At 71.5% G+C, this 24,062-nt stretch carries 23 protein-coding genes; 9 read left to right on the top strand and 14 right to left on the bottom strand.

The window, feature by feature from the left end:
• From AB0E96_RS19545 to AB0E96_RS19500, 10 genes are all read right to left on the bottom strand, one after another.
• A partial coding sequence (locus tag AB0E96_RS19545; RefSeq protein WP_359825144.1) for an ABC transporter permease occupies positions 1-702 on the bottom strand: 702 nt, incomplete at its 3' end.
• Positions 703-829: 127 nt separating this feature from the next.
• Positions 830-1,813 (bottom strand): ABC transporter permease, encoded by a 984-nt coding sequence (locus tag AB0E96_RS19540; protein ID WP_359825139.1) that lies wholly within the window; start codon positions 1,811-1,813, stop codon positions 830-832.
• Positions 1,814-2,334: 521 nt separating this feature from the next.
• On the bottom strand, positions 2,335-2,457 hold the full coding sequence (locus tag AB0E96_RS19535; protein WP_359825137.1) for a hypothetical protein: 123 nt from the start codon (positions 2,455-2,457) through the stop codon (positions 2,335-2,337).
• A 93-nt stretch (positions 2,458-2,550) separates the two neighbouring features.
• A complete protein-coding gene (locus AB0E96_RS19530) occupies positions 2,551-3,555 on the bottom strand; it encodes an MsnO8 family LLM class oxidoreductase (protein ID WP_359825135.1) in 1,005 nt (334 codons plus the stop codon).
• Between the two features lie 35 nt (positions 3,556-3,590).
• Positions 3,591-4,355, bottom strand: coding sequence for an ABC transporter permease (locus AB0E96_RS19525; RefSeq protein ID WP_359825133.1), 765 nt, complete (start codon positions 4,353-4,355; stop codon positions 3,591-3,593).
• Complete coding sequence (locus AB0E96_RS19520) at positions 4,352-5,059, bottom strand: ABC transporter ATP-binding protein (protein WP_359825130.1); 708 nt, start codon at positions 5,057-5,059, stop codon at positions 4,352-4,354. Before AB0E96_RS19520 ends, AB0E96_RS19525 begins: the two co-directional genes overlap by 4 nt.
• On the bottom strand, positions 5,053-5,961 hold the full coding sequence (locus AB0E96_RS19515; RefSeq protein WP_359825128.1) for a hypothetical protein: 909 nt from the start codon (positions 5,959-5,961) through the stop codon (positions 5,053-5,055). Before AB0E96_RS19515 ends, AB0E96_RS19520 begins: the two co-directional genes overlap by 7 nt.
• A 3-nt stretch (positions 5,962-5,964) precedes the next feature.
• Positions 5,965-6,465, bottom strand: coding sequence for a hypothetical protein (locus AB0E96_RS19510; RefSeq protein ID WP_359825125.1), 501 nt, complete (start codon positions 6,463-6,465; stop codon positions 5,965-5,967).
• Positions 6,466-6,755: 290 nt separating this feature from the next.
• On the bottom strand, positions 6,756-7,556 hold the full coding sequence (locus AB0E96_RS19505) for an SAM-dependent methyltransferase (RefSeq protein ID WP_359825123.1): 801 nt from the start codon (positions 7,554-7,556) through the stop codon (positions 6,756-6,758).
• A gap of 94 nt (positions 7,557-7,650) precedes the next feature.
• Complete coding sequence (locus tag AB0E96_RS19500) at positions 7,651-7,833, bottom strand: hypothetical protein (RefSeq protein ID WP_359825121.1); 183 nt, start codon at positions 7,831-7,833, stop codon at positions 7,651-7,653.
• A gap of 244 nt (positions 7,834-8,077) precedes the next feature.
• Between AB0E96_RS19500 and AB0E96_RS19495 the strand changes: the two genes are divergently transcribed.
• The 7 genes from AB0E96_RS19495 (at position 8,078) to AB0E96_RS19465 (ending at position 20,213) form a co-directional block, all read left to right on the top strand.
• Positions 8,078-10,279 (top strand): Helicase associated domain protein, encoded by a 2,202-nt coding sequence (locus AB0E96_RS19495; RefSeq protein ID WP_359825119.1) that lies wholly within the window; start codon positions 8,078-8,080, stop codon positions 10,277-10,279.
• Between the two features lie 1,024 nt (positions 10,280-11,303).
• Positions 11,304-12,926 (top strand): RICIN domain-containing protein, encoded by a 1,623-nt coding sequence (locus tag AB0E96_RS19490; RefSeq protein WP_359825117.1) that lies wholly within the window; start codon positions 11,304-11,306, stop codon positions 12,924-12,926.
• A 700-nt stretch (positions 12,927-13,626) separates the two neighbouring features.
• Positions 13,627-16,869 carry a fibronectin type III domain-containing protein gene (locus AB0E96_RS19485; RefSeq protein ID WP_359825114.1) on the top strand — a complete coding sequence of 1,081 codons (3,243 nt, stop codon included), beginning with the start codon at positions 13,627-13,629 and terminating at the stop codon, positions 16,867-16,869.
• Between the two features lie 447 nt (positions 16,870-17,316).
• Positions 17,317-17,859, top strand: a complete 543-nt coding sequence (locus AB0E96_RS19480) for a hypothetical protein (protein WP_359825112.1) — start codon at positions 17,317-17,319, stop codon at positions 17,857-17,859.
• 644 nt (positions 17,860-18,503) lie between these two features.
• Entirely contained in the window at positions 18,504-18,758 is a 255-nt protein-coding gene (locus tag AB0E96_RS19475) for a hypothetical protein (RefSeq protein ID WP_359825109.1), read from the top strand.
• A 259-nt stretch (positions 18,759-19,017) separates the two neighbouring features.
• Positions 19,018-19,575, top strand: a complete 558-nt coding sequence (locus tag AB0E96_RS19470) for a hypothetical protein (RefSeq protein WP_359825107.1) — start codon at positions 19,018-19,020, stop codon at positions 19,573-19,575.
• 245 nt (positions 19,576-19,820) lie between these two features.
• The gene (locus AB0E96_RS19465; RefSeq protein ID WP_359825105.1) at positions 19,821-20,213 is read left to right on the top strand and encodes a hypothetical protein; all 393 of its coding nucleotides are present in this window, start codon (positions 19,821-19,823) and stop codon (positions 20,211-20,213) included.
• Here the strand turns inward: AB0E96_RS19465 and AB0E96_RS19460 are convergent.
• The 3 genes from AB0E96_RS19460 to AB0E96_RS19450 form a co-directional block, all read right to left on the bottom strand.
• Entirely contained in the window at positions 20,166-20,393 is a 228-nt protein-coding gene (locus AB0E96_RS19460) for a helix-turn-helix domain-containing protein (protein WP_359825141.1), read from the bottom strand. The genes AB0E96_RS19465 and AB0E96_RS19460 overlap by 48 nt on opposite strands.
• 125 nt (positions 20,394-20,518) lie before the next feature.
• Positions 20,519-21,109, bottom strand: a complete 591-nt coding sequence (locus AB0E96_RS19455; RefSeq protein WP_359825102.1) for a sigma-70 family RNA polymerase sigma factor — start codon at positions 21,107-21,109, stop codon at positions 20,519-20,521.
• Positions 21,106-21,399, bottom strand: coding sequence for a hypothetical protein (locus AB0E96_RS19450; protein ID WP_359825100.1), 294 nt, complete (start codon positions 21,397-21,399; stop codon positions 21,106-21,108). Before AB0E96_RS19450 ends, AB0E96_RS19455 begins: the two co-directional genes overlap by 4 nt.
• Before the next feature lie 740 nt (positions 21,400-22,139).
• Here AB0E96_RS19450 and AB0E96_RS19445 point away from each other — a divergent pair.
• On the top strand, positions 22,140-22,598 hold the full coding sequence (locus AB0E96_RS19445; protein WP_359825097.1) for an RICIN domain-containing protein: 459 nt from the start codon (positions 22,140-22,142) through the stop codon (positions 22,596-22,598).
• A gap of 7 nt (positions 22,599-22,605) precedes the next feature.
• Here the strand turns inward: AB0E96_RS19445 and AB0E96_RS19440 are convergent, their stop codons facing one another.
• Entirely contained in the window at positions 22,606-22,902 is a 297-nt protein-coding gene (locus AB0E96_RS19440; RefSeq protein WP_359825096.1) for a hypothetical protein, read from the bottom strand.
• A 327-nt stretch (positions 22,903-23,229) separates the two neighbouring features.
• Between AB0E96_RS19440 and AB0E96_RS19435 the strand changes: the two genes are divergently transcribed.
• On the top strand, positions 23,230-24,062 hold an 833-nt coding region (locus AB0E96_RS19435; RefSeq protein ID WP_359825093.1), incomplete at its 3' end, for an IS256 family transposase.

Here is a 24,062-nt window from a genome sequence, read left to right as displayed (position 1 = left end):
GAGCATCGTGCCCAGCGACACGTCGGGGGTCTGGACGCCGAAGCCGAGGAAGGACAGGGCGGTCTCGCTGAGCACGGTGGAGACCACGCCCAGGGTGAGGTTGACGATGAGCAGGGAGCCCAGGTTGGGGATGATGTGGCGCACCACGATGTGCAGGGGGCGCACGCCCATGTACTCCGCGGCGCGTACGTAGTCGCGCTCGCGCAGGGACGTCGACACCGACCAGACCACGCGGGCGGTGGACATCCAGCCGAACACCGTCAGGACGAGGACGAGGACCCGCCAGTCGCCCGCCAGCCGGTGCGAGACCAGGGCGAGGACGAGGAAGGACGGCACGACCAGCAGGAAGTGGATGAGGGCGAGGGTCGCCTTCTCCACCCGGCCACCGACGTAGGCGGCGCCCGCGCCCACGACCGCGGCGAGGGCGACGGTCAGCAGGGAGACGGTGACCGCGATCACCAGTGAGCGCTGGAGGCCGTGCACGGCGGCGGCGTAGACGTCATTGCCGCCCTGGTTGGTGCCGAACCAGTGCTCGGCGCTCGGGGCCTGGGTGAGGGCGGAGAAGTCGGTGTCCGCGTAGCCGTACGGGGTGAACAGGCCGCCGAGCGCGCTGAACAGCACGAGCAGCAGGAAGATCACCACACCGGCGACGGCGGTCCGGTTGCGCAGGAAGCGGCGCAGGTAGAGGCGGCGCCGGCCCAGGTAACGGCCGTCGTGCCCGTCGTGCCCGTCGTGCTTGTCATGCTCGGCGGCCAGGACGCCTTCGGTGCCCGCGTCGGGACCCACAGGGGTCACATCGGGGCTCACGGGGGTCACAGGGGTGCTCATCTCAGCTCACCCGCACCCTCGGGTCGAGGAGGACGGTGGCGATGTCCGCGAGGATCGCGCTGACCGCCGTCAGGGTGGCGGCGAAGGCGGCGATCGCCACGGTGCCGTGCACGTCGTTCTTGCTGATGGTCTGGATGAAGTACTGGCCCATGCCGTTCCAACCGAAGATCGTCTCCGTGAGGACCGCGCCGGTGAACACCGCCGGGATGCTGAAGGCCACGGACTGGGCCGTGGGGATCAGCGCGGTGCGCAGGGCGTGCCGGCGGATCGCCTGGGCGCGGGTGAGCCCGGTGGCCCGGGCGGTGCGCACGAAGTCGGAGCCGATGACGTCCAGCAGCAGCGAGCGCTGGGTGAGGTGGTAGCCCACATAGCCCGTCAGGGTGAGCGTCAGTGTCGGCAGGATCAGGTGCAGCAGCCGGTCGCCGACCGTCGCCCAGAACCCTTCCACGCCGGGCGAGTTCTCGCCCGCGACGTACAGGAAGTGCCAGCCCGCCTGCTCGTTCAGCCGGATGGCCAGCAGCACCAGGGCGAGGGCGGCGATGGACACCGGGACGTTGAACAGCGCCACGGACAGGGCCTGGGCGGCCCGGTCGCGCCGGCCGTACTGGCGCGAGGCGGTGTGGACCGCGAGCGCGACCCCGACGACGACGGACAGGACCGTCGCGCCGATCACCAACTCGGCGCTGACCAGGGAGCGGTGGCCGATCTCCCCGTTCACCCGCACCCCGACCGGGGAGCGGCCCCAGTCGAAGCGCAGGACGACCCCGCTCAGCCAGTCCCACCAGCGGTGCAGCAGCGGCTCGTGCGGGTCGAGGTTGTACGGGGCCAGGGCCCGGGAGATCTGGTCCTCGGTGCGGACGGGGCGCAGCTCCTTGAAGTTCGAGCGCGGGTCGAGGAACCAACTGGCCAGGAAGTAGGTGGCGTTGGTGGCCGCGGCGATCACCAGCAGCCACCCCGCCGCGCTGCGTGTCACGTACCGGAGCACGGACGCCACCTCCCCGCCGGATGCGACGGGTACGGCAGGGGAGCGCTGGGTCTGGGGGAATTGGGCATGCGGGTGGAACTTCCTCTGTCCAAGGGGTGGTCGCACGATCGCGCAGAGACCAGTATGTGTACGAGCGACACCCGGCACCAGGGATCAGGGCACGTGGACACGAACACGAAACGCCCCCGCAGCACACGCACGCGTCCACGTCACATTCCGTCGAATCCGCAGGTCGCAGCGGCCGCGGCGGCCACCGGCCCGCGCCGCCGCCGAGCGTCGGCGGGCGCGCGCCCTGGTGCGCGTGCCGGACTCGCCGCACCCCGGCGTCTCCCCGCGCCACCTGGCCGCGGTCGTCGCCCACGGACACCGCGTCGAGCACATCGCCGACGAGGCCTTCGACCGGGCACCCGAGACCGCGGGCGCGCGAGTTCACGGTGCGCCTGCTCCACGAGACGGTGCTCGTCTCGGACGCGGTGATCGGCTACCCCGCGCCGCGCGCCTTCGCCGACACCCTCTCGGGATCACCACTGCTGCGCCTTCTCGGCCGCGTCGAACAGCCCGAAGCCGGCGTCCACGGCATCCGCGTCGTCGGGGCCGTCCTCGTCGTCCTCACCGCCCGGGGCCGGACTCCCTCGGGGTGGCACCGGCGTGGGCCACGGTGTGGTGGCGTCGAACGGCGTCGCGGGGCCTCGTCGTCCCCGGCCGCCGTCCCGGGCCGCGTGCGGTGCCGGGCATGCTCATCGTGTCGGCTCAGGCCCCTGCGGTACTGCGCCGGGTGTTTGGACCGAGCGGGCGGCGGCCGCCAGCAGTCGGTAGGAGTGGGTTCGCTCGTCGGGGTCGGCGATGCTGGTGACCGCGCAGATCTCGGTCGCCGCGAGCTCGGTCGCCAGATCGCACAGACGCGCCACCGCGGTCTGCCGGTCGCCGACCAGCCAGTCCGTGAGCCGGCGGCGCAGCAGTTCCTGCTCTGGCCCGGTCGGTTGCGTTTCGGCGGCCTGCGGCACCGTGGGAAGGGGCGAGGGACGTCCCTGCCGGGCGTGCAGGAGCGCGGTGGCCGGGACGCGGGCCAGTGCGGCGGCCCGGCCCGGGTCGTCGGACAGGTAGACACCGAGGCTGAGCAGCAGGTCGGGTTCGGGGTGACCGGGTGAAGGCCGGTAGTGCCGGCGGTAGGTGTCGGCCGCCTGTCGTGCCCCGCGCAGGCTCAGGTGTCCTGCGAAACCGTAGGGCAGCCCCAGTTCGGCTGCCAGCTGCGCCACTGGCGGGCTCGATCCCAGGACGCGGACCGGGATCGGGGCCTCGGCGGCGGACATGTCGTCGAGGTGGCCGACCAGTTCGGCGATCTGACGGCGGAACCGCTCCGGTTCGGCTGACGGTGTGGTGCCGCGCAGCGCCAGGCCGAGCGCCGGCCGACCGGCGAGCGCACGCACCACGCCGAGCTCGATCCGTGGCCCGTGGAGGCGCGCCAGTGCGCGGAAGCTCTCGGCGACTCGGAAGGGTGCGTGGTTGGGCAGCATGATGCCGCCGGCACCGACTCGCAGTGTGGAGGTCTCGTTGGCGATCGCCGAGATCAGGACTTCGGGGGCGGTGGCCGCAGAGGCCGGGTTGGCGTGGTGCTCGGCCACCAGGTACCTGGCCGCACCGAACTCCTCGGCCTTCCGGGCCAGCTCGATGGAGCCCCGGAGGGCGGCGGCCGGGCCCTGGTGCTCGAAGACCGGGCACAGGTCGAGTACGGAGATCTTCATCGACGGACCGTTTCGGTTTCGTGGGGCAGGGGGTCTCAGCGCTCGGTGGTCAGGTGGTCGGCTGCGCGCAGGGCGAGCACGGCCAGTGCCCCGGTGCCCAGTGTCCAGAGCGCGGCCCAGAGCAGGTCCGCGGCGGAGCCCGCCCAGGTCGAGCGCAGCCAGTCGACCTGGTACGTGAGCGGGTCCAGCCGGGCCACGAAACGCAGATAGCCGGGCGCCGTGTCGAGCGGGTAGAACAGCGGCGCGGCCAGTACCACCGGAAGGGCGGTCAGGGTCACCACGAAGTCCCGCGTTGCGTACGATTGGACCCGGGCAGCCACGGCGGCTCCGGCCAGCACCCAGCCGGCGTCCACCAGCAGCGAGCCTGCCACGGTGAGCAGGAGTCCTCGGCCGGACAGGCCCGACAGCGCGCCGAGCGGTGCGGCAAGGCCGATCACCACCAGCAGTTGGAGCAGGAAGACGCCGCCGAGCACGATCAGCACGCTCAGCAGGTAGCCCGTGGTGCCGCCGCCGTACATCCGGTAGAAGGCGAAGACTCCCCATTTGCGGTCGTTCGACACGTCCGAGACGGCGGCGGTGCCCGATCGGAAGGCCAGCATGGCCAGCATGCCCGGCAGGACGAATGCCAGGTAGTGGTGGGCCGTGCCGCTGCCCGAAGCGCCTACCGCGCCGCTGACGCCTGCGGCCAGGAAGAGCAGGTAGGCGACCGGTTCGATGATGCGGCCGTAGTAGACCTGGCGCCAGTTCCACAGTGAGGCGAGATGGAACCGCACCGCGATCAGTGGGCGGGCGCGGGTCATGGGGTCTCCGTCTCGGTCAGTGCCTGGTAGGCGGTCCACAGGTCCTCGGATCCCGGTGCGGCGCGCAGGAAGGCGGCGGTGGGCCGGTCCGCGAGGATCCGGCCGCGGTGAATGGCGACCACCCGGGTGCAGTAGCCGGAGAACCGCGAGGTCTCGTGGGTGCTCACGAGCACGGCTCCGCCGGCCCGGGCACTGTCCTGGAGGTAGTCGAAGACCTGTCGCACGGCGTCGGGGTCGAGACCGGTGGTGGGCTCGTCGAGCAGCATGAGGCGCGGGCGTCCGGCGATGGCCCGGGCGATCTGGCAGCGCCTGAGCTCGCCGCCGGACAGGGTCTGCGCCTGGCGGTGCAGTACCGGCCCCAGGTTCAGGATCTCGGCGATCTCGGTTGCCGCTCGTCGCACGCCGCGCAAGGTGCCGCGGCGAAGTGCCAGACCGAGCTCGATGTTCTGGCTGACCGTCAAGGACCAGTCGATCACTTCGCGTTGCGGGCACCAGCCGAACTCGGCGACCGGGACGTCCCGGCGCACGGTTCCCGAGTCGGGCCGGCGCAGACCGGCGACGATGTCGAAGAGCGTTGACTTCCCTGCTCCGTTGTGGCCGATGAGTGCGACCAGCTCGCCGGCTTCGAGGTCCAGTGAGGCCTTCTCCAGGGCCGGCGCGGGATTGCCCGGGTACTGCTTGGAGACCCGGTCCACGCTCAGCACGCCGGGTCCAGTGCCTCGGTGGCCGCCAGCCGTGCCTCGATCAGGTCGGCGACCTGTTCCGGCCCGGCTCCGTCAGGTATGCCCACCACGAGCGTGCGCTCGGGCAGTTGCTCGGAGATCCGGTGGCGGCTCGCTCCGGAGAACCAGACAGCGGGGTCGGTCCGCCGATCGGCCGGCCCCGTCGAGGCCTGTTCCGACGGGACCAGCCGTACCAGGTGCCTCACGTTGGTCTGGTCGAGGTTGGGCCTCCCGAGGAACCGTTCAGAGCGGGCCAGCAGCACCAGACCGGTGTCGGGGGAGACCGTTTCGCGGTGCTCGCCGTCCAGGATCCGGGCCAGATGGTGGCGCCGCCCCCCGCGGCGGAAGCCCAGTGGGCTGTCGTGGCGCAGGAAACTGCCGCTGTCCACGTCGAGCACGGCGAGGCTGTCGCTGACCAGTCGGGCACCCCGCGAACAGAGCACGAGTGCGGCCGAGGTCTTGCCGATGTAGTTGTCCCCGGTCAGCAGCACCCCGGTGCCGTCAGCCAGTTCCAGACAGGTGCCCGGGCCGACGGCCAGGCGCTCCCAGAGGCGCGAGTACCGGAACGGCGGAAGCGGGGAGGGGACTTCGGACCAGTCGGTGAACGTGTGGTCGACTTCACGGTGCCAGCCGTCCTCGGTCCTTCGGTCCACCTCGATCCGCTTGGTCAGGCCGTCCTTCCGCAGCAGGCTGGTGAAGAATCCGCGCTCGGGCCATTCCGGGCAGCTCAATGTCACCACGACCTCGGTGCGCTCCGGCGCAGCGGGTTCGACTCGCTGTCCGCCGAAGTAGAACAGCGCCTCGGTGGTATCGGCGGAGTGGCAGCGCAGCCGGGTGATCACGTCGTAGAAGTCGAAGTAGAGGTCCGTCAAGGGAAGATCCATGTCTCAGGTCCCGGTGCTTGCGTTCAGGGTGGTGGAGAGCTCCGCCACCGCCTGTCGGGCGTGTCGGGCCGGGTCGAAGGCGAGCCGCCAGCTGTGCTCGCCGATGCGGTGGAGTTCGAACTCGGCCGCGGGGCTGAGCACGACGGTCCAGGACCATTCGGTCCGCTGCGGGGCCCGTCGAACCGGCAGAGCGGCGGGGTGCACCGCCCAGGTGGTTCCGGTCGGTGTCCGAAAGGAGGGCGCCGCGGCCAGGAAGGGACGCAACCACGGGTGGACGTCGAGCGTGCGCTCCCGCACCCCGATGGGCCGGCGGTAGGAGAGCAGCCGCCGTTCCCGCTCGATCGGCACGGTGTCGTCGCTGACGAAGCCCCAGCCGGTCCGGAGCAGTTCCAGCAGCAGCACCGACTTGCCCGCCAGGGACGGCCCGTGCAGCAGCACCGCCTGGTCCGGAGCCCACGGTGCGCTCGCCGCACTGGCGTGCACGGTGCGGACCGTGCTGCTCAACGGCGGGAACGGGAACGGTGGGAGCGGGCTCGGCTTTCTCGCCGTCCCGCGGTATTTCTCGTAACAGGACCAGTCGAATTCTGGAGTGCGTAGAAATATGCTTCGCAGGGCATCCGCAGAACCGTCCGTAAAGGCCTTCGATTCTGCCGTGAAAGCGATCTCGAAATCTGCGCGACCGGACGTTCCCGTGCGCCGGTGATCCTGGAAGTAGTAGTCGAAATGAGCCAGGTCTGCAGAATTCTGCAGCAGCACGTCGACCGTCGTTCCCCAGAAGTCCAGCCGCAGCCGGCTCAGTCGTTCCAGTGCGTGCGGGGCAACGTCCACGGCTCGCTCCCCCCGATGTACAGCGTCATCCCGCTGTGACTGCTGGACACCAGGCTGTCGAGCTCACCGACGGTGGCGTGGCTGATCTGCGGGGCCATGTCGGAGCGCCAGGCCGACAGCACGGCGGCGACCGCGCGATCCGCCGGGTACAGATCGCGAAGCCGCGCCGTGAGCGGCGACAGCCGACCGTACAGGTCCTCGCGGTCGCGGAGCCGGTCGGTGCCGAAGGAACCGAACTGGGAGAGGACGAGGGGGAAACGGGTGTCCGGCGCGACCGAGTGCAGGTAGAAGGCGTTGGCGTCGTACACCTGAACGGCATAGTCGAAGCGGGCTCCCACATCGATCAGCAGGGTGTCCAGGAAGGACGTCGCGGGCACGGCCTTGACCGTCAGCCCGTGGCGCTGGGCCGCCTCCTGCAGCAGCCAGCCGGTGTCGACCAGGAAGAGGGGATGACCATAGGTCAGAAAGCTGACCGGCCCGTGACCGCGCCCCTCGGCAGCGGCCTCCAGCACCCGGGCGGCCATCGCGTGGTAGACCTGGCCCGGATTGGGATCGGCGGCGTAGACCTGCTCCAGGTCGGTCACCTCGCCGTCGTAGCGCAGCCGCAGGTCGGAGTCGTAGGCGGTGAGATGGAGGATCCTGCGGGAGTCACGCAGGATCCGGTCGGCTTCGACACTCCGGCGGTCGAAGCCCCCGATGCCCAAGCCGACCAGGTACAGGTCGGCTTGAGCATCGGGGACGCGCAGGTCAGCACGCTTCAGGCGCACCCGATGGGCCTTTCGATCGAGGACTTCACCGATCCCGGTCGTGGCACCGGCGCCGAAGTCGGCACCGCACTCGCCGGCCAGGTCGGAATCCGACTCAGAAGCAGTTGGAATCCGCGACGACGCTCGCGCAGGTTCCCTGGCAGTGGGCGCCGCTCGCCTTGATCGTCTCCTCGATGGTCGGGATGTAGGACGGCACCACGACCTCCCGGTGCGCCGGGTGGCTGTCCTGGCCGGCTACGGAGCCGACAACTTGCTGCGCGATATCCACGGTTACCACGGACATGAGGCTCTCCCCATTCTCTGTGAAGTGTCACCCGATTCTCGGGCGAACAAGATCAACCTAGCGACCACGGCATCGCGGCTCCATGGTTCGAGTACGCCTGCAATGAGACATTCACCCGGCGAAACAGTTCGATCACTTCCACTCCCGTCAAAATCGCATGCATTCCGGCACCAACGCCATATTCCGGCGAGCTCTCCGTCTGCCGGACAGCGCGCCAAGCCTCCCGGGGCGGCGTCGGATGCGCGGGCGGCCGGGCGCGCTACGCGAGGTGAAGGACGGCGGCCGCGCGACGGTGGTCGCGGCGACCGGCTCGGGCAAGGCCCTGATCGCGGCCGGCTGCGCCCGCCGCCTGGCCGCTCGTGGGCGGGTGCTGGTGCTGGTGCCGACGATCGAGCTGCTGGAGCAGACCGCCGAAGCGTGGTCGCTGCGGGGCGGGCGTCGCGGCCTGGCCGTCGCGGCCTGTTCGCGGGAGGAGGCGCTGGAGAGCGCGGAGGCCGGCGGCCGTGTCCACGCCCGGGTGACCACCCAGGCCCCGCGGATCGCCGACCTGCTCCCCGCCGAGAAGCCGGGCGAGCCGGTCACCGTGTACGCCACGTACGCCTCGCTGGAGCGCATCGTCCAGGCCCACCAGGGTTGGGGCCTTGCCCAGCGGGACCTCGTGATCATCGACGAGGCCCACCGGACCGCAGGCGCCGAAGGGAAGGCGTGGGCCGCGATCCACGACGACGCCAAGGTCCCTGCCAAACGCCGGCTGTACTTCACCGAGACTTCGCGGATCGCGAATGACCGGCGGGCGAAGGACGGCCTGGCCGACCTCGCCGCAGACGCTGACGGCCAGGACCTCCCGGTGCTGTGCTCCATGGACGACGAGGCGATCTACGGCAAGACCTGCTTCACCTGGACCCTCGGACAGGGCATCGAGCACGGCTATCTCGCCGCGACGAGGACCTGCGCGAGCTGCTCAACCTCCCGGCCGGTCGCCGACCTGCGCTCCCGGCGCAGCAACGAGGAACTGCTGCGCCTCGCGTTGCAGATCGCGGTGCTGCGCGCCGTCGCCGACCTCGGCCTGCGGCGGGTCATCACCTTCCACTCCCGGGTGTCCGCGGCGCGGGAGTTCGCCGGCACCCTGCCGGAGGCCTCGGAGCTGTTGGAAGACGCGGATCGCCCGGAGCGGATCCGGGCGAAGGCAGTGGCCGGTACCGACCGCCTCAAGGACCGCCGCGCCGCCTTCACGGAGTTCAGGGCCCACACCGGCGAGGACGGCGAGGAGTGCGGCATCCTCTGCAACAGCCGGCTCCTGACCGAGGGCATCGACATCGCCGCCGTGGACGCCGTCTGCTTCGCCGACCCCAAGTCGAGCGTCATCGACATCGTCCAGGCCGTCGGCCGGGCGCTGCGCCAGTCCTACCGTCAGGGCAAGGTCTCCTGGGTCGTCATTCCGGTGTACCTGCCGACCCCGGAGATCGGCGACGACACGGCGGCCGCGGACCCGGCCGAGGTCCACGACGCCGGCGAGGCCGTCAAGGCCGAGGCCGACGCCGAGATCGAGGCCAGCTCCTTCCGCACCATCTGGCATGTCCTGCGCGCGCTCGCCGCCCACGACGCCCGGGTGGCCGGCCGGATCACCGAACTGCGTGCCCACCGCTCGCAGGGCACCGCGCACACCACAGCGGCCAAGCCGACCGAGATCGAGGCCCCCGGGGACGGGGAGTGCACGCGGCAGCCGGCCTCGGTGGAGTCGCCGATCGAGTGGCTGCGGATCAACGCGAGGCAGCACGCGGCGAAGATCCTCCAGACCGTCAAGCTGCGGGCGTTCAACCCGCGCGCGGTCGAGTGGCAGCGGATGCACGCCGTTGCGGCGGTGTTCCACCTCCAGCACGGCCACCTCGACCCCACGGACAAGGCGAAGCACGGCGAGCTGATCTCCTGGCTCACCCGCCAGCGCCACCTCCACGGCCAGGGCCTGCTCGACGCCGCCCGCGTCAGCGAGCTGGACGCCCTCGGGATGATCTGGTCGAAGAACGCCAACGCCTGGGAGTGCGGGGCCGCCTACGCCGCCGCGTTCCACCATCAGCACGGTCACCTGGCGATCCCGGCGACCGCGAAGCTGGACGGCTACGCGGTGGGTGCGTGGATGCGCCGCCAGCGCAAGGCCGCGGGCCTCACCGCGGACCAGGTGGCCAGGCTCGACGCGATCGACGGGCTGTGGCGCCTGGAGCCGGACTGGAACCGCTCCTACCGCCGCCTGCTCGCCTACCTCGCTGCCGGCGGCACCCTCGACGGCCCCGCGAACCGCACCGGCCTCGGCGACGACCCGACGTTCCGGCCCGGCACCTGGCTGCGCAGGCAGGACAAGGCCCGCACCGAAGGAAAGCTGACCGACCACCAGACCGCGCTCCTGGACGCCCTCCACCGGCACGCCGAGACCGTCACCGGCTGACCCGCCTTCCCGCGGGGTGCGGACGGCCCTTGTTCGGTCCTGGCTGATCGGGTCGAGCAGGACGCAGGTCCCACTTGGTGGATCGCGGCAGCACCTAGGACTGCGTGCGGGGCGGGCGGCCGTCCGCGCTTGTGGTGCCGGGCCGTCGGCTCGATCGAGGAAGCCGGCCAGAAGGTCACCGCCGAACGGCTCACGGAGGCGATCACCACCTACGCACTCTCCCTCGTCCCGGCCCCGGCCCCGGTTCGGCACGGCGCCGGCCGCGCCGGACGGCAGCTTCACCAGCGGGTGGTGACGCAACGCCGGCCTGCGTGACGCCCCGGTGGTCCCGGCGCCGCGCGGGGGAGGACCCTGACCGTCCCGGCCTCGGCCGCGGTGCTGCTCGTCGTCCGGCCGCCGTTGTGCTGCTGCGCCCCCCGGCTCGGCCCCGCTCTCCCGGCCCGGAGCTGGCAGACGTCCTTCCCGCTTCCCTCGTTCGGGCCGCCTCCCGACTCCTCGCCCCGGCGGGGACAGCATGGTAGAACGCCCCAGACCAGGAAAGGCATGCCTGGGGCCGGTGAGTTTCGCCCCGCGGCCGCTGGTCACGACGGCCGCGTCTGAGCTTCGACGTGCGCCAGAAGTCGACTCCGCGGAATTCCCGCGCAGGTGATGGGCGGCGAGGTCAGGGCCACTGGCCGGGGGCCGTCACCGCCCGGGATGTCCGTTCAGACGGTGAGTCAGGCAGGAGACGTTGACCAGCGCCACACCTGATGAACGATCAAAATCGATCAAAGCTTGACGGTTTGCGATCTCAAGCGGAGAAAGGTGGAGTATCGCATTCCCATCGTGAATGAGCTGTGTAGATTCCTGATCGGTTCGGGTGACAGCGCAAGCCGTCACCCGCCCGCAGGAGTTTTCTTCACCGGTCGCGCTCTGCCCCACGCACCGGCGCGGGCGTGGTGGACGCGTGCTGTGTCCGCTTCCGTACGCCCTGCCGCAAGCCGAACCGTGCACCGACCATGGGCACGCGAACCGTCACTGACCGTTGCCGAGCGCCTCCGCGGTGCCCGGCGACACCACCGAGAGGACCTTGATGGGCATATCCCCGCGCACACGACTGGCTCGCCGGTTCGCCGCCGTCGGCACGGCCATGCTCGCCGTGCTCGCCGTCGTCCCGCTCGCGGCGGCCCCCGCCTCGGCGGCGGTCGCCGCGAGCCCGATCTGCCTGAGCGGCAGTTTCCAGTACGACTACCAGAACGCGGAGGAGGGCTCGGGCAAGCCCACCCGGACCAAGCCCGTCCGCAACGCCAACGTCGAGCTGTGGGGACGGGAGAAGGCCGCCGACACCCCGCACGCGCTCGGCGTCTACGGCCTCACCGCCGTATCCGACGGAGGTTTCAACCTCTGCTACACCCCCACGACCACCACGACGATGAACAGCATGTGGGTGCGGTTCTACTCCGAGAGCACCAGGATGTGGAAGGTCCTGTCCCAGAGTTCCCTGTACACCGTGGACTCGCCGGTCCAGCAGAACCTCTCCGCGAGCGCCTCCCTCGGCGTCATCAAGCCCCCGGCCCAGACCTCCCGGGCCTGGCACGTCCTCGACACCCTCAACCTCCTGTGGTGGGGCCGCAACAACCCGGTCAGCTCCTGCTGGAGCGCCCACGAGCCGAACAGCGGCTCCTGCACCGAGCTCTCCGTCGTCTGGGGCCCCGGCGCGGGCGGGGGCCCGGTGTACGACCTCAACAACACCATCTACCTCTCCGACGCCGACCCCGACTCGGAGCACACCGTCCTGCACGAGGGCGGCCACTTCCTGATGCACCGCCTCTTCAACGGCGCCTGGCCGCCCGACAGCGTCTGTGCCTCGCACTACATCTGGTCGAGCGCGGGCCGCCCCTGCGCGTGGGTCGAGGGCTTCGCCGACGCCGTCTCCGCCTACCTGCTCGGCGACAACCGCTACGTGTGGTCGAGCGGAAGCAGCACCGAATTCACCTACGGCAGCGGCTGGGACACCGGGGACACGGTCTCCGGCAACATCTCCGGTTCACTGCTCGACCTGTGGCGGCAAGTCGACGGCGGCTGGCAGGGCACCCTCAAGGCGCTGAACGACCGCACGCCGGGCACGTTCGCCGACTACTTCAAGACTGTCCGCCCCGCCGCCGTCCCGCCGCTCGCCATCACCGGCGCGGCGCTCGACCTGCTGGCCAAGCACACCATCTACTACGGGCCCATGCCCGTCGGCGACGGGCGGCCCCACTACCTCTCCAACGGCGGCAACCTCGTGCTGTCGCACCAGGGCACCGGTTGCATGATGCTCCCCAACAGCTACGCCTCCATCTACGACAAGAGCGCGTCCGACCTCGGACAGCAGTGGCGGCTGGACACCAACGCGGACGGCACGGTGCGCATCCACGACGGCTGCAACCCCTCCCTCTCCCTGACGTCCAGCGGTTACCCGAGCTACCGCGTCACGGTGAAGCCGTCCGACGCACAGTCCGCGTCCCAGAAGTGGCAGGTCACCCGGAACGACGACGGCAGCCTGAAGATCACCGACCCGAACACCGGCTACGTCCTCGACACCCCCAGCAACCAGTCCGGCATGGGCGCGACGCTCACGGCGCCCTCCGCGACCAGCGCCACCCAGCGCTGGACCACCCGCGACTGACCTGACGTCCACCGCCTGCGAAGCGGGCCGGGGAAACGCGCCGGAAGACCCGCCGGGGAAACGCACAGAGACCGCTCGGGCCACCAGGACCGGGCGGTCTCTGCTGTTCGGACGGACCCATCCGCCAACACGCCCCGCCGCCGATGTCGGCGACGACGACCACGTGCAGGTCGTCGCCGAGCGGCGCGATCGAGACCTGGGTGATGTTCCCGAGGTCGTTGAGTGCGACATTCAGGTCGACGAACCGCTGCGCCCAGCGGCCCCGGGCGTGGCCCAGCCGCCACACGTGACGCGATGACCACTCGGATTCGGCCCGTCAGGCGGAAGTCAGGACGGCGGCGTACAGCTGACGGTGGCGAGCCGGGCGCCGTCGCCGGCCGTCCGCCGGAGCGGCCGGCGACGCCGGGTGGTGAGCTGCGGCACACGGGTTTACCTCTCCCGTCACATGGGTCCTCCCCGGTCGCCCGCGCACCGATTCGACGGCCTTTCCTGCGCCTTCCACCGGATCGGCGGCAGACGCCAAATCCATTGCGTTGAAGCGGCTTTGGACATCGTTCCGCCGCTATCCGGAGCGATACGATCCGCTGGGCCCAATCGGGGCCCGCGCCCATGGACCTCGCGTGCGTGGGCAGAAGGGTGGGGAAATATGTGGCATGGACATGTCGGAAAACGGCGGGCCGGGAGCTTACGCGGACGCGCGGTGCTCGCCGCCGCGGTCGTGCTCGGCCTGGGTGCGGGAACGGTCGGCGCGGCCGCCGCGGCACCCCCGGCCGGGCCGGGCAGCGGCTCGGCCCGGGCCACGCAGGCGGTGCAGGCGCCGCTGATCGACTCGGTGCAGCCGTTCGCCTCCGGCACGGTGCGGGTGACCGTCACCCCGGGTGACACCGCACAGGAGGCGGTGGCCGCCGTCGACGTGGCCGCCTACGCGCTGGACGATTCCGGCAACGCGACCGGCGCGCCGGTCGCCACCGGCCGGGCGCAGCGCCCGGACCCGGCCAACCCGCCGGTGGTCGAGATCAGCGGACTGGCCAATGACGTCAACTACGCGTTCACGGCCACCGAGACCACCGCGGGCGGTGTCGTCTCCGGCACGTCCCCCGCCTTCATCGGCGGCCCGCAGACCCCCAAGGCCCCGCTCGCCCCCACCCTGGCCGGCCTCCTGGGACGCGACACCGGGGTGATCGCCAGCTGGAACCCGGCCCACCCCAACGGCTCGCCGGTGACCGCCTACACCGTCACCGCGACCCCGAACGGCCCGGGCGCCAGCGTGACCACCACCGTGGCCGGTGACGTGCTGAGCACCACCGTCACCGGGCTGGTCGGCAACCGGTACTACTTCGTCACGGTCAGCGCGACCAACGCCGCCGGGACGGGGCCGACCGCCGTCTCGGACAGCCAGACCACCGGCGCCAACTCCAACGGCACCGTCCTCACCAAGCCCGCCTACGCGGCCAGTGCCCCGCAGGACGTGTCCGCCGGACCGCCGCCGGTCGGCCCGGACGGCAGCCAGCCCGACCCGACCGCGCTCAAGGTGACCTGGGACTCGCCGCAGGACGACGGCGGCAACACCATCACCGGCTACACCGTCGACGCGACCGCCGCCGGACAGCCGACCGTCTCGGCCACCGTGTCGGGCACCGCCAAGGAGGCCACGCTGCTCTCGCTCGCCCCGGGCGTCGAGTACGCGGTCACCGTCACCGCCCTCCAGCAGGACGGCAACCGCGGCGCCACCAGCGCCCCGGCCAAGGCCGCGCCCGCGCCGACGCTGAAGGCCGGCACGGTGTTCCTGTCCAAGGAGTCGGTGGCGTCCGTCACCAAGCTCACCGGCAGCACCGTGGCGTTCACCAACCCGCCCGCGCAGGTGACCGGTCTGAAGGTCAAGAACATCATCGTGGTCGGCGAGAGCGCCAACCCGCTGATCCGCACCGGCCTGCTGCGCATCGTGGACAAGATCAGCACCGAGGGCGGCACGGTGACCCTCACCACCAGCCAGGCCGCGCTGCAACAGGCCTTCCAGAACCTGGACTTCAGCGCCACCGGCAGCAAGCTGACCTCCGGCTCCGAGGGCTACCGGGTCACATCGCTCAACCCGAAGTTCCAGGCCGCGATGGCGCCCCGGGGCAGTGGCCCGGGCGCGGAGAAGACCTTCACCCTCGACTTGGCCGAGAAGATCAACGACGACCCGAAGACGAAGGAGAAGCTGGGCGGCGCCACGGTCACCGCCAAGCTGACCGCGGCCCTGAGCCTGAGCACCAACTGGGCGGCCGCCGTCGACTTCAAGCAGGACCCCAACGGCTCCTGGTACACCCTGCCGACCTTCACCTACGACTTCTCCGCGACGGCCACCGCGAAGGCGTCGATCAACGGCGAGTTCGGCATCGCCTACAAGCACGAGTCGCAGCGCGAGGCCCTTGTCACCATCAAGCCGCAGAGCTGCCTGTTCGTGTACGGGATCGCGTTCTGCCCCGAGCTCACGGTCTACACCCAGACCTCGATCGACGGCTCGATCAGGTTCTCCTTCTCGGCCTCCTACGAGCGGACCATGGGCGGCCGGGTCTTCCGCGACTACAGCGGGAACAGCCAGACGGAGGACCTGACCAAGGACGCGGTCACCAAGTTCGACTACACGCTGAACGCGGCCGCCAAGGTCACCTTCGCCTTCCCGGTGTCGTTCAAGGTCCTGATCTACGGGGTGGTCGGCCCGGAGGTGGAGATCACGCCCGCCATCGAGGTGACCGCGGACACCTCGGCCAATCCATGGCTGACGGTGAAGGCGCCCCTGAAGGTGTCGGCGTTCTTCCTCCTGGACGTCAAACTGACGAAGTTCGCCTTCGGCGACGTCGTGTTCAACAAGACCTTCGACCTGTACCAGGCGCCCGGCCCGTTCCCCGGACCGTCCCTGTCCGGCGGATCGGCGTTGGCCGCCTCGGCGCCGTCGGACGCAGCGGCGGCGAAGGACACGGCGGCGAAGGGCGGGCTCGCACCGGCGGACGACCGGACACCGGCCTCCGGCACCGCGCTGACGGCCACCCATCAGTACCACGTGACCTGGCCGGCGGGCTGCAACAGCACCCAGGCGGTCACCTGGTACATGGCGTCCGGCTCGCTCGGCCGTGTCGACCAGACCGGCCTCTACAGCCCGCCGCACCCGCTCCCCAGCCACAACTACGTCGACGTGATCACCGCCACCACGGCCGGCTCGGCCGGCTGCGCGCCCGCCACCCTCCAGGCGGCGGTCCACCACGGTGCCAGCCTCCCGGCCGCGCCCAAGCAGCCGGTGGTCAGCGCGGACGGCACCACCGTCAGCTGGACCGCGGCCGGCGACGGCGGCAGCCCGATCCTGGAGTACGTCGTGACCGTGGTGAACGACCCGGGCGACCCGGCCGGCGCCGAGACGGTGCTCGCCACCGTGCCCGGCACGGCGACCTCGCTGGCCGTCCCGGCCGACCGGATCGCGCAGATCGAGGCGGACGGCGCCCAGGTGCAGGTCACCGCGGTGAACGCGCGCGGCCAGGGCCCCGCCTCGCCGCTGTCGAACCCCGCGCCGGCCACCAACCCGATCCTCGACCTGCGGACCTCGCAGGCCACCGTCGGCGGCACCATCCAGGTGCACCCGACGGTGGTGAACGGGGGCCGCAGCGACGCCACCGAGGTCCGCTACCAGCTCAGCTACCCGGAGGCCTTCGGCACCCCGACCTCCCCGTCCGCCTGCACGATCGACACGGCGAACCGGGTGCTGACCTGTGACACCGGGGCCCTCGCCTCCGGTCACCACCGGACCACCCCGCTGATCTCCTTCAGCGTCGGCGCGCTGACCCCGGGCACCAGCTACCCGCTGACCATGACCCGCGTGTCGGCCAGCCCGGTCGCGAGCGACCCGAACAACGGCACCTTCACGCTCTCCTGCACCGCCGACCCGGCGGGCAAGGTGACCTGCGCGTAGCCCTGCCGCACCGCACCGCACGGCCCGGCCCCCTCGCCCGAGGGGGCCGGGCTCCGTGCCGCCCCGCCACCTTCCGACTCCCGCGCGCCTCGTTCGATATCCTTCCCTCCGACCGCCAGGCTCCGGCCCGCCCTCCGGCCGCGCCGGCACCCGGTCGCCGCGCCGCCGAGCCGCTGCTGCGTCCGTTCCGGTCGCTTGGGTCTTCGCCCCGGCCGCTGCTGCGCCGCCCCGGCTCCGGGCCCGGCAGCGGGCATCGCCGCCGTCCTGGACGCGATACGCCATGCCGCGCGGTGACACGCCACTCGGCGAGTCGGGCGGAGGAAGAGCGGTTCCCCCGCTGGGGGGAGCTGGCCCCGCCCCGCGGCGGAGGCCGCAACCGGAGGTGAGCTGGAAGGGTGGAGGCAATCGTGAGAAGCCCAATTCCCTTCTTTCCAGCGAGGATTGACCATGCGAAAGCTCACCACCGCCATCGCGCTCACCACTGCGACCGTGGCCCTCGCGGCCGGGGCGGTCGGCACCGCCGCGGCCGCCCCCGTACCGGCCCAGCACCTTGTGCTGTACAGCTGGACCCTGCTCAACGAGCACGGGCCGGGCCCCAACCCGGGCGAGCGGCTCACCGCGCGGGTCAGCGCCCGTACGGTCGACGGCCACACCCGGGGGCACGTCGTGGTGCAGCACGTGTTCGAGAAGACCGGCACCACCCGGGCCGAGTTCGACGTCGACTGCCTGACCGTCGACAGGAACGGCGCCGTCACCGTGACCGGGCCCATCTCGCAGACCGTGGTCACCCCGCTCGGGGGCGAGCCGTACCTCTTCGAGGAGGGCCAGCACCCCGAGGCCGGCCTGACTTTCTACCCGACCGACGAGCAGCGCCAGCGCCGGGTCGGCTGGAACCGAACCAACCCCCAGATGCACTCCGAAGTCGTCAAGTGCGGCGCGGTTCCGGCCAGCTTCTGGGTGATCGACGGCGGGACCTTCCTGCGTCGCTAGGAACCTGTCTCACCGCGGACGCCGTTCGCTGGCGCTTCCGCGCGGCCGCTGGTCGAGGTCGACCGTTCCACCATGGCCCCGGCCGACGTCGCCGCGAAGTTCAACTGCCTACCGCGAGCTGTTCCGTACCAGGGTCCGTGACAACGACCCGGCCCGCTCCGGCCGGGAGCCGGCCGAGCGGACGGTGCACTGGTGGCGCCGTACCTGGCCCGGCCACACCCGCACCGGATGCACCCCACCCGCCGCGGACACCCCCGCTTCCCCGCCAGTACTGGTCCTGGACCCCGGCGCGATTTCCGACCCCGTGGAGTGTGAGCGGGCCGCCGCCGAGGCCAAGCGCCGCCGGTCCTGACCCGGCCCCACCCGCTGGCAGGCCGCTGACCTGCGCTCCCTCCTGTAGCGGCTGCCCCCGAAGCAGCAGGCAAGATCAGGTGAGCAGCCCGTCACCCACGTCCCGCAAGAGCTGGCGTCACCGGTGACGCCACCCTCCTTCATGCGCGCGGGGCAGTCCGCGCTGCCCCGAACGCTGGACCCGACTCACAAGGTGTCCAACCCATCTGACCAGGAGGAAGATCAGCCGTGACCAGCACCGACGACCAGAACATCGACACCATGGGCGAGGCCTTCGCGGCCGGTTCCCGCTCGTGCTGTACCGGCACGACGGCGAGCGGGTGGTGCCCGCCGCCCACGTCACCGCCCTGCTGCGCCACGTCGCCGAGACGGTGCGGATCCAGCGGACGCGGGGCGAGGTGCCGCTGGACCTGGTGACCACCGCTCAGATCTACACCGCTGTGGTGACCTGCGCCGCGGACCTCGACCCCGCGATCGCCGCCGCCGACGCGGACGGCGGACCCGCCGCGCCGGGCCTGCCCGGCCCTCCCGCAACGGTGGCCGCGTGACGACGCCCTACCGGGAGGTCGTGTCCGCGCCCCGGGCGTGGACACGGACGCTGTTGCTGCCGGCCGTCCCGGCCGACCGGGTCCGTGCGGCCCTCACCGTGCTGGCGCGGACCTGGCCGGTGGCGGCCGCCATCCCGGGCGTCGGCGGCGACCTGGTGACCGAGCTTGTGCCGCACCGGGACCCGAGGCGTACCCACGGAACACGGACCTCGGGAAGTGCGAGGCCGCCGCCGGCCTGCTCGTCGCGGCCACTGGCTGGATGCCGGCAGCCGCGGAACCGGTCGGCGGAGTGCTCGTCGCGCTCGGCCTGCGCGAGGGCTACGACCCCGCTGCCCCGGCTCACGCTCCCGACGAGGTCGCCGCCCACCTGCGCGCCGCCGCGGCCACGGGCTGGAGCTGCAGGCCGGCCCGGCTCGCGTCGGCCCGGCACCTCGACGGCACGGTCCGCTGGTACGAGGAGGACGGCATCCTCGTCCGACCGTACCCGGGCGTCCTGCGGCTGTTCACCGTCGGCGGCGAGCGGCCGGACCCCCCACGACGCCACGATTCCAGCGCGCTGGCGACGGTCGGGTTCTCCTCCGGGATGTGCTGCAAAAGACCCCACGGCAGGTCAGCGGACACCGTCGTCTCCTTCATCGATCAGCAACGGCTCGGCCTGGTAGCGGAGTCGGCAACGGCAGTTGCGAATCGGCCCCGGCGGGGCGATCGTCGGCTCCGCGCTCGTGGGGTCAGCCGTCCGGTCGCTTGGGTCGCTGTGCGCGAGGCCGACACCGCGTGTATCGGCGGCGGCAGCGCCGGCTGGGGACCATCCCCGTAGACGTGGGGCCGGTTGGACCACCGTTCACCAGCTGGGCTGTGGTGTTGTCGGCCTCGTACGTGCGGGATGGCTCCCCACTCGACCGGCTCTGTTCGCGGTGGAGGTGGTCGGCTTCGCGCGCGGGGATAGCTTTACGGTCAGCGGCTGGCTGGGCGCCATCGGGCGCAGTCATCAGCCACGGGGGCCGAATCCCGGCGGCACCTGGTGGGCTGGGTGGACGGTGGGCGGGGGAGGGACCCGGAACGGTGACGTCCTCTTCCTGGACCCGCCCCCCCGGCTTCACCGTCTACGCCCGCCTGGCCGTCGGTGAGGACGACGCACTCGCCGGCGCCATCACCGCCCAGCTGCGCTGCATCACCGAGCACCAAGCCCAGGGGCGCGACGCCGTGGCGGACCTGGTACCCGCCAAGCTTCGGGCCTGGTTCGAGCGCAACGGCTACGACCCGGTGGACTCCTGGCTCGAACAGAAGCTGTGCGACATCGTGCTCGACCGCGGGCGCGACCTGCTCGGGCTTGAGCTCCTCGCCCGCCTCCCTGGATGGGGAATCGCCCCGTCCGTGGGCCGGGGGCGATCGGTCGGCGGGGGCCGTTCAGGCGCGGGCTCGGGTGATGCCGGGGGCGTTGAGGTAGTCGAGTAGGGCCTGGCTGGGGATGCGGAAGGACCGGCCGGTCCGGATGGACGGCAGGTCGCCGGCGTGGACCAGGCGGTACACGGTCATCTTCGTCACTTGCATGACGACGGCGGCTTCCGCGACGGTCAGGAACGGAGCGTCGTCCGCTGGCGGGGGTGTGGCGGCGTGCTGCGTGGGCTCGTTCATCCAGGCGGTGAGCCGGTCGAGTTCCCGCTGGACGTCGGCCTCGCTCGGCGGCGGTACGGCCTGCTCGACGCGCCGGAGCAGGTCCGACAAAGGGTCGGTGTGGTCGGTGGAGTGCTGCCAGGTGGTCATGATGCCCTCCTCTTCTGTGCGGTGCCCTTGGCGGCGTCGGGCCGGGCGAAGGGGAGGTGGTTCCCGATCTCGCTGGTGAGCCGCCGGCGGGCCTTGTGGAGCTGGACCCGCACGGTGGCGGGTGAGATGCCGAGGCTGCGGGCGATCTCCGCCGGGTCCAGGCCCTCGCGCCAGGCCAGGACGGCGACCGCGCGTTGGGCTTCGGGCATGGCGGAGATCACCGCCCAGCAGCGTTCGAGCGCGTCCCGGGCCACGGTGACGTCCGCCGGGTCGTGCGGGGCGGCGGTGTAGTGCTCGCACACCTTGAAGTGCAGGTCGTCGAAGCGGACGTCGCGGCGCAGGTCGTCGATGAACCGGTTGCGGCTCACTGTCCTGAGCCACGCCTTCTGGCCGTCTGGCGAGCGGGAGCCCACCTCGTCCCATTTCAGCGCGGCCTGCTGGAAGGCGTACTGGACGAGGTCGGGGGCGTCCGCCGCACCGGCCAGCACCGTGGTACTGCGCAGCACGTCGCGGTATGCGGCGCGGTACAGCGCGGTGACGGCGTCGGCGACGTCCGCCGGGATCCGCCGGTTCTCCTGTGTCGTCACTTGGCTCCCTGGGTCTCGTCCGCGTCCGTTCCCCTGGTCGGCCCGGTGCCGACCCGGACCCGCATGCCGGGCCCGCCCATCCCGCTCTCCTGTTCCACGACGGTGCCCAGCGGCGACCGCTCGACCAACGCGACCAGGGTGCGCCGGCGCTGCCACTCGGCCAGCTGCCGCACCGCCACCCCCAGGACCCCGACCAGGGCCAGCACGATCCACGACGACTGGTGGGCGCCCAGCGCCACGAACGGCACCGCCGGGGTCCAGCCGAGCAGTTGGGTTACCTGACGCTTCATGACCAGCAGACGAACGGCAACGCCAGACCGTTTACATCCAGGCGGAAAAATGTTACGTGACATCAGGAGCTGCGGTTTCCCGCCTGGTCAGGGCGCTGCCAGGACCGCCACGGCCGGAGGCGGCGATCCCGGCACGCGTCCGGTGCGGCTGGCGGAGGCGGTGCGGGTGGTTGCCGCAGACTCGACGGCCTGGACCCGTAGGAGGTTGCCGTCCGGCTGGGGCGCAGCCGGGACCTGGCGGTGGTCCGCGCCGGTGTCGCCGCGCTGGTGGAACACCACCGCCTGGACGGCGGCACCGTCGCCGCGATCGCGGGGCTGCCCAACGGCCTGTGCGCCGCCGCCGACTGGCCCAGGGCGGTCCGCCCGGCCCGCCGGCGCCACTCGCCCCCGGCTTGTCGCCCGGACCCCGGGCGGCGGCGCGGTTCTGGAGTACTCGTACGACCTGGCGGGGAAGGGCGTGCGGCACACCGTCGACCAGCTGGTCACCGCCCCGGACGGCCAGGTCTACGCCTTCCTCGTCCCTCGTCGCCGGCCCCGAGGCCAACTGGCCCACCCCGCTGCGCGACGCCCAGCAGTCCCTGGTCGCTATCTTCTGCCTCCCCGGCCACTGCCCGGTCGGCTCCCCCTGAGCGCCTGCCGCCCGTCATCGAAGGCGCGTACATCGATCGTTGACGCCGCGTAAATCACCCTCGGCCAGGCTCTGCTCACCAAGAGCTCGAAGATCGACTCGAAAGGGTGTCATGAAGAAGCTGCGACTTGCGGTCAGCGCCATCACGATGGCTGCGGGCCTCACGCTCGGACTGGCCGGCAGCGCGTCGGCCAGCGGGGTCTACAACCTCGTCAACGAAGGCACCGGGGCGTGCCTCGACAGCAACGACAACGGCGACGTCTACGTCATCTACTGCAACGGCGGCGCCTATCAGCGGTGGTCCTGGGACGGCGGCAGCACGGCCGGCAGCACCGGACGCCTGGTCAACGTGGCGACCGGTCGGTGCCTGGACAGCAACGAGTACGGAAACGTCTACACCCTGCCCTGCAACGGCGGCGCCAACCAGCAGTGGTCGGCCTACTTGAATGTGCCGGGCTGGGCCTACCAGAACAACGCGACCGGGCTGTGGCTCCACGCCATGGGACAGACGCGCATTCAAACCGACTCCGGGCGGTCGGCAGGCGTCTCCGGTTACGGATGGCACAACTGAGTAACCCTCACCAGGAGTTCCGTCTCTCGACCGTGGCCTCCAGCCGGGCGGCCACGGTCGAGAGGCGGCCCATCGCGTGGGCCACCCCGAGGCCGTCCACGTAGTCCCGGACGTGTACGAGGAGCCCGCGTCGGGCGCGCATCACCAGCAGGCCCGGGCGGGCGAACGGCTTGCCGGTGCCGACGACCGTCCCGATCACCACGTGCTCGACGGTCAGCACCTCCGGGTCGGCCGCCGGGTGGACGGCGACCTCCCGGACCTCCTCCGGCCGTGCCGCGCTCGCGCCCCACGCCCCACGCCCCACGCCGCCCGGCACCCGGCCCGGATCTCCTCGCGCCCCACGTGCACCAGGCGAAGGACTTCCTGACGAAGGCCACGTACGGAGCGGTCATGGCTGCATCGCCGAGCGGGTGCGCGGGACCAGCCGGGACCGGATCGGCAAGCCGTTCGGCCTCAGCGCGGAGGAAGCGGAAGCACGGTGGGGCGGCCACGTCGAAGAATGGCGCCCCCGGACCAAGATTCAGAACGGCCTCGTCCGCAACCCCGCGAGCTACCTCGTCACGGTCGAAATCTGCCTGGCGGGGGTCTGTACAAAGAACGGTGTAACTCTCGATCAAGGAAGTAGCACCTGATGAAGGAAGTGACCGTCTCGGCCGAGGCCGTGGAGGCCGTGCGGCTGGCGGAGTTGCAGCCGGACGCCTTGGACGACCAGCTGATCGGCCAACTCGTCGACCGGGCCCGTGCGAGCGGGCTGCAGCTCACCGGCGCCGGAGGCCTGCTCCAGCAGCTGACGAAGAAAATCCTGGAGTCCGCGCTCGAGGGCGAGATGACGGACCACCTCGGCTACGAGAAACACGATCCGGCCGGGACCGGCAGCGGGAACTCCCGCAACGGCACGCGGTCGAAGACCGTGCTGACCGAGGTCGGCCCAGTCGAGATCGACGTTCCACGGGATCGGGAGGGCTCGTTCGAGCCGCAGCTGGTCCGCAAGCGGCAGCGGCGCCTGTCCGGGGTGGACGAGATGGTGCTCTCGCTGTCCGCCCGCGGCCTGACGCACGGCGAGATCTCCGCGCACCTGGCCGAGGTCTACGGCGCCGAGGTCTCCAAGCAGACCATCTCCACCATCACCGACCAGGTGATCGAGGGCATGGCCGAGTGGCAGAACCGCCCCCTCGACCCGGTCTATCCGGTGGTCTTCATCGACTGCGTCCACGTGAAGCTCCGCGACGGCCAGGTCGCCAACCGGCCGATCTACGTGGCGCTCGCGGTCACGGTCGAAGGCACGAGGGAGATCCTCGGGCTGTGGGCCGGCGACGGCGGCGAGGGCGCGAAGTACTGGCTGCACGTCCTGACCGAGATCAAGAACCGCGGCGTCGCGGACGTCTGCATGGTCGTCTGCGACGGCCTCAAGGGCCTGCCCGATGCCATCGGCACGGTCTGGCCGCAGGCCGTCACCCAGACCTG

This window comes from Kitasatospora sp. NPDC036755 (assembly GCF_040636595.1).
Taxonomy (GTDB): Bacteria; Actinomycetota; Actinomycetes; order Streptomycetales; family Streptomycetaceae; genus Kitasatospora.
The sequence above is the reverse complement of the archived record's forward strand: the minus strand, read 5'-3'. Positions and strand labels throughout refer to the sequence as shown.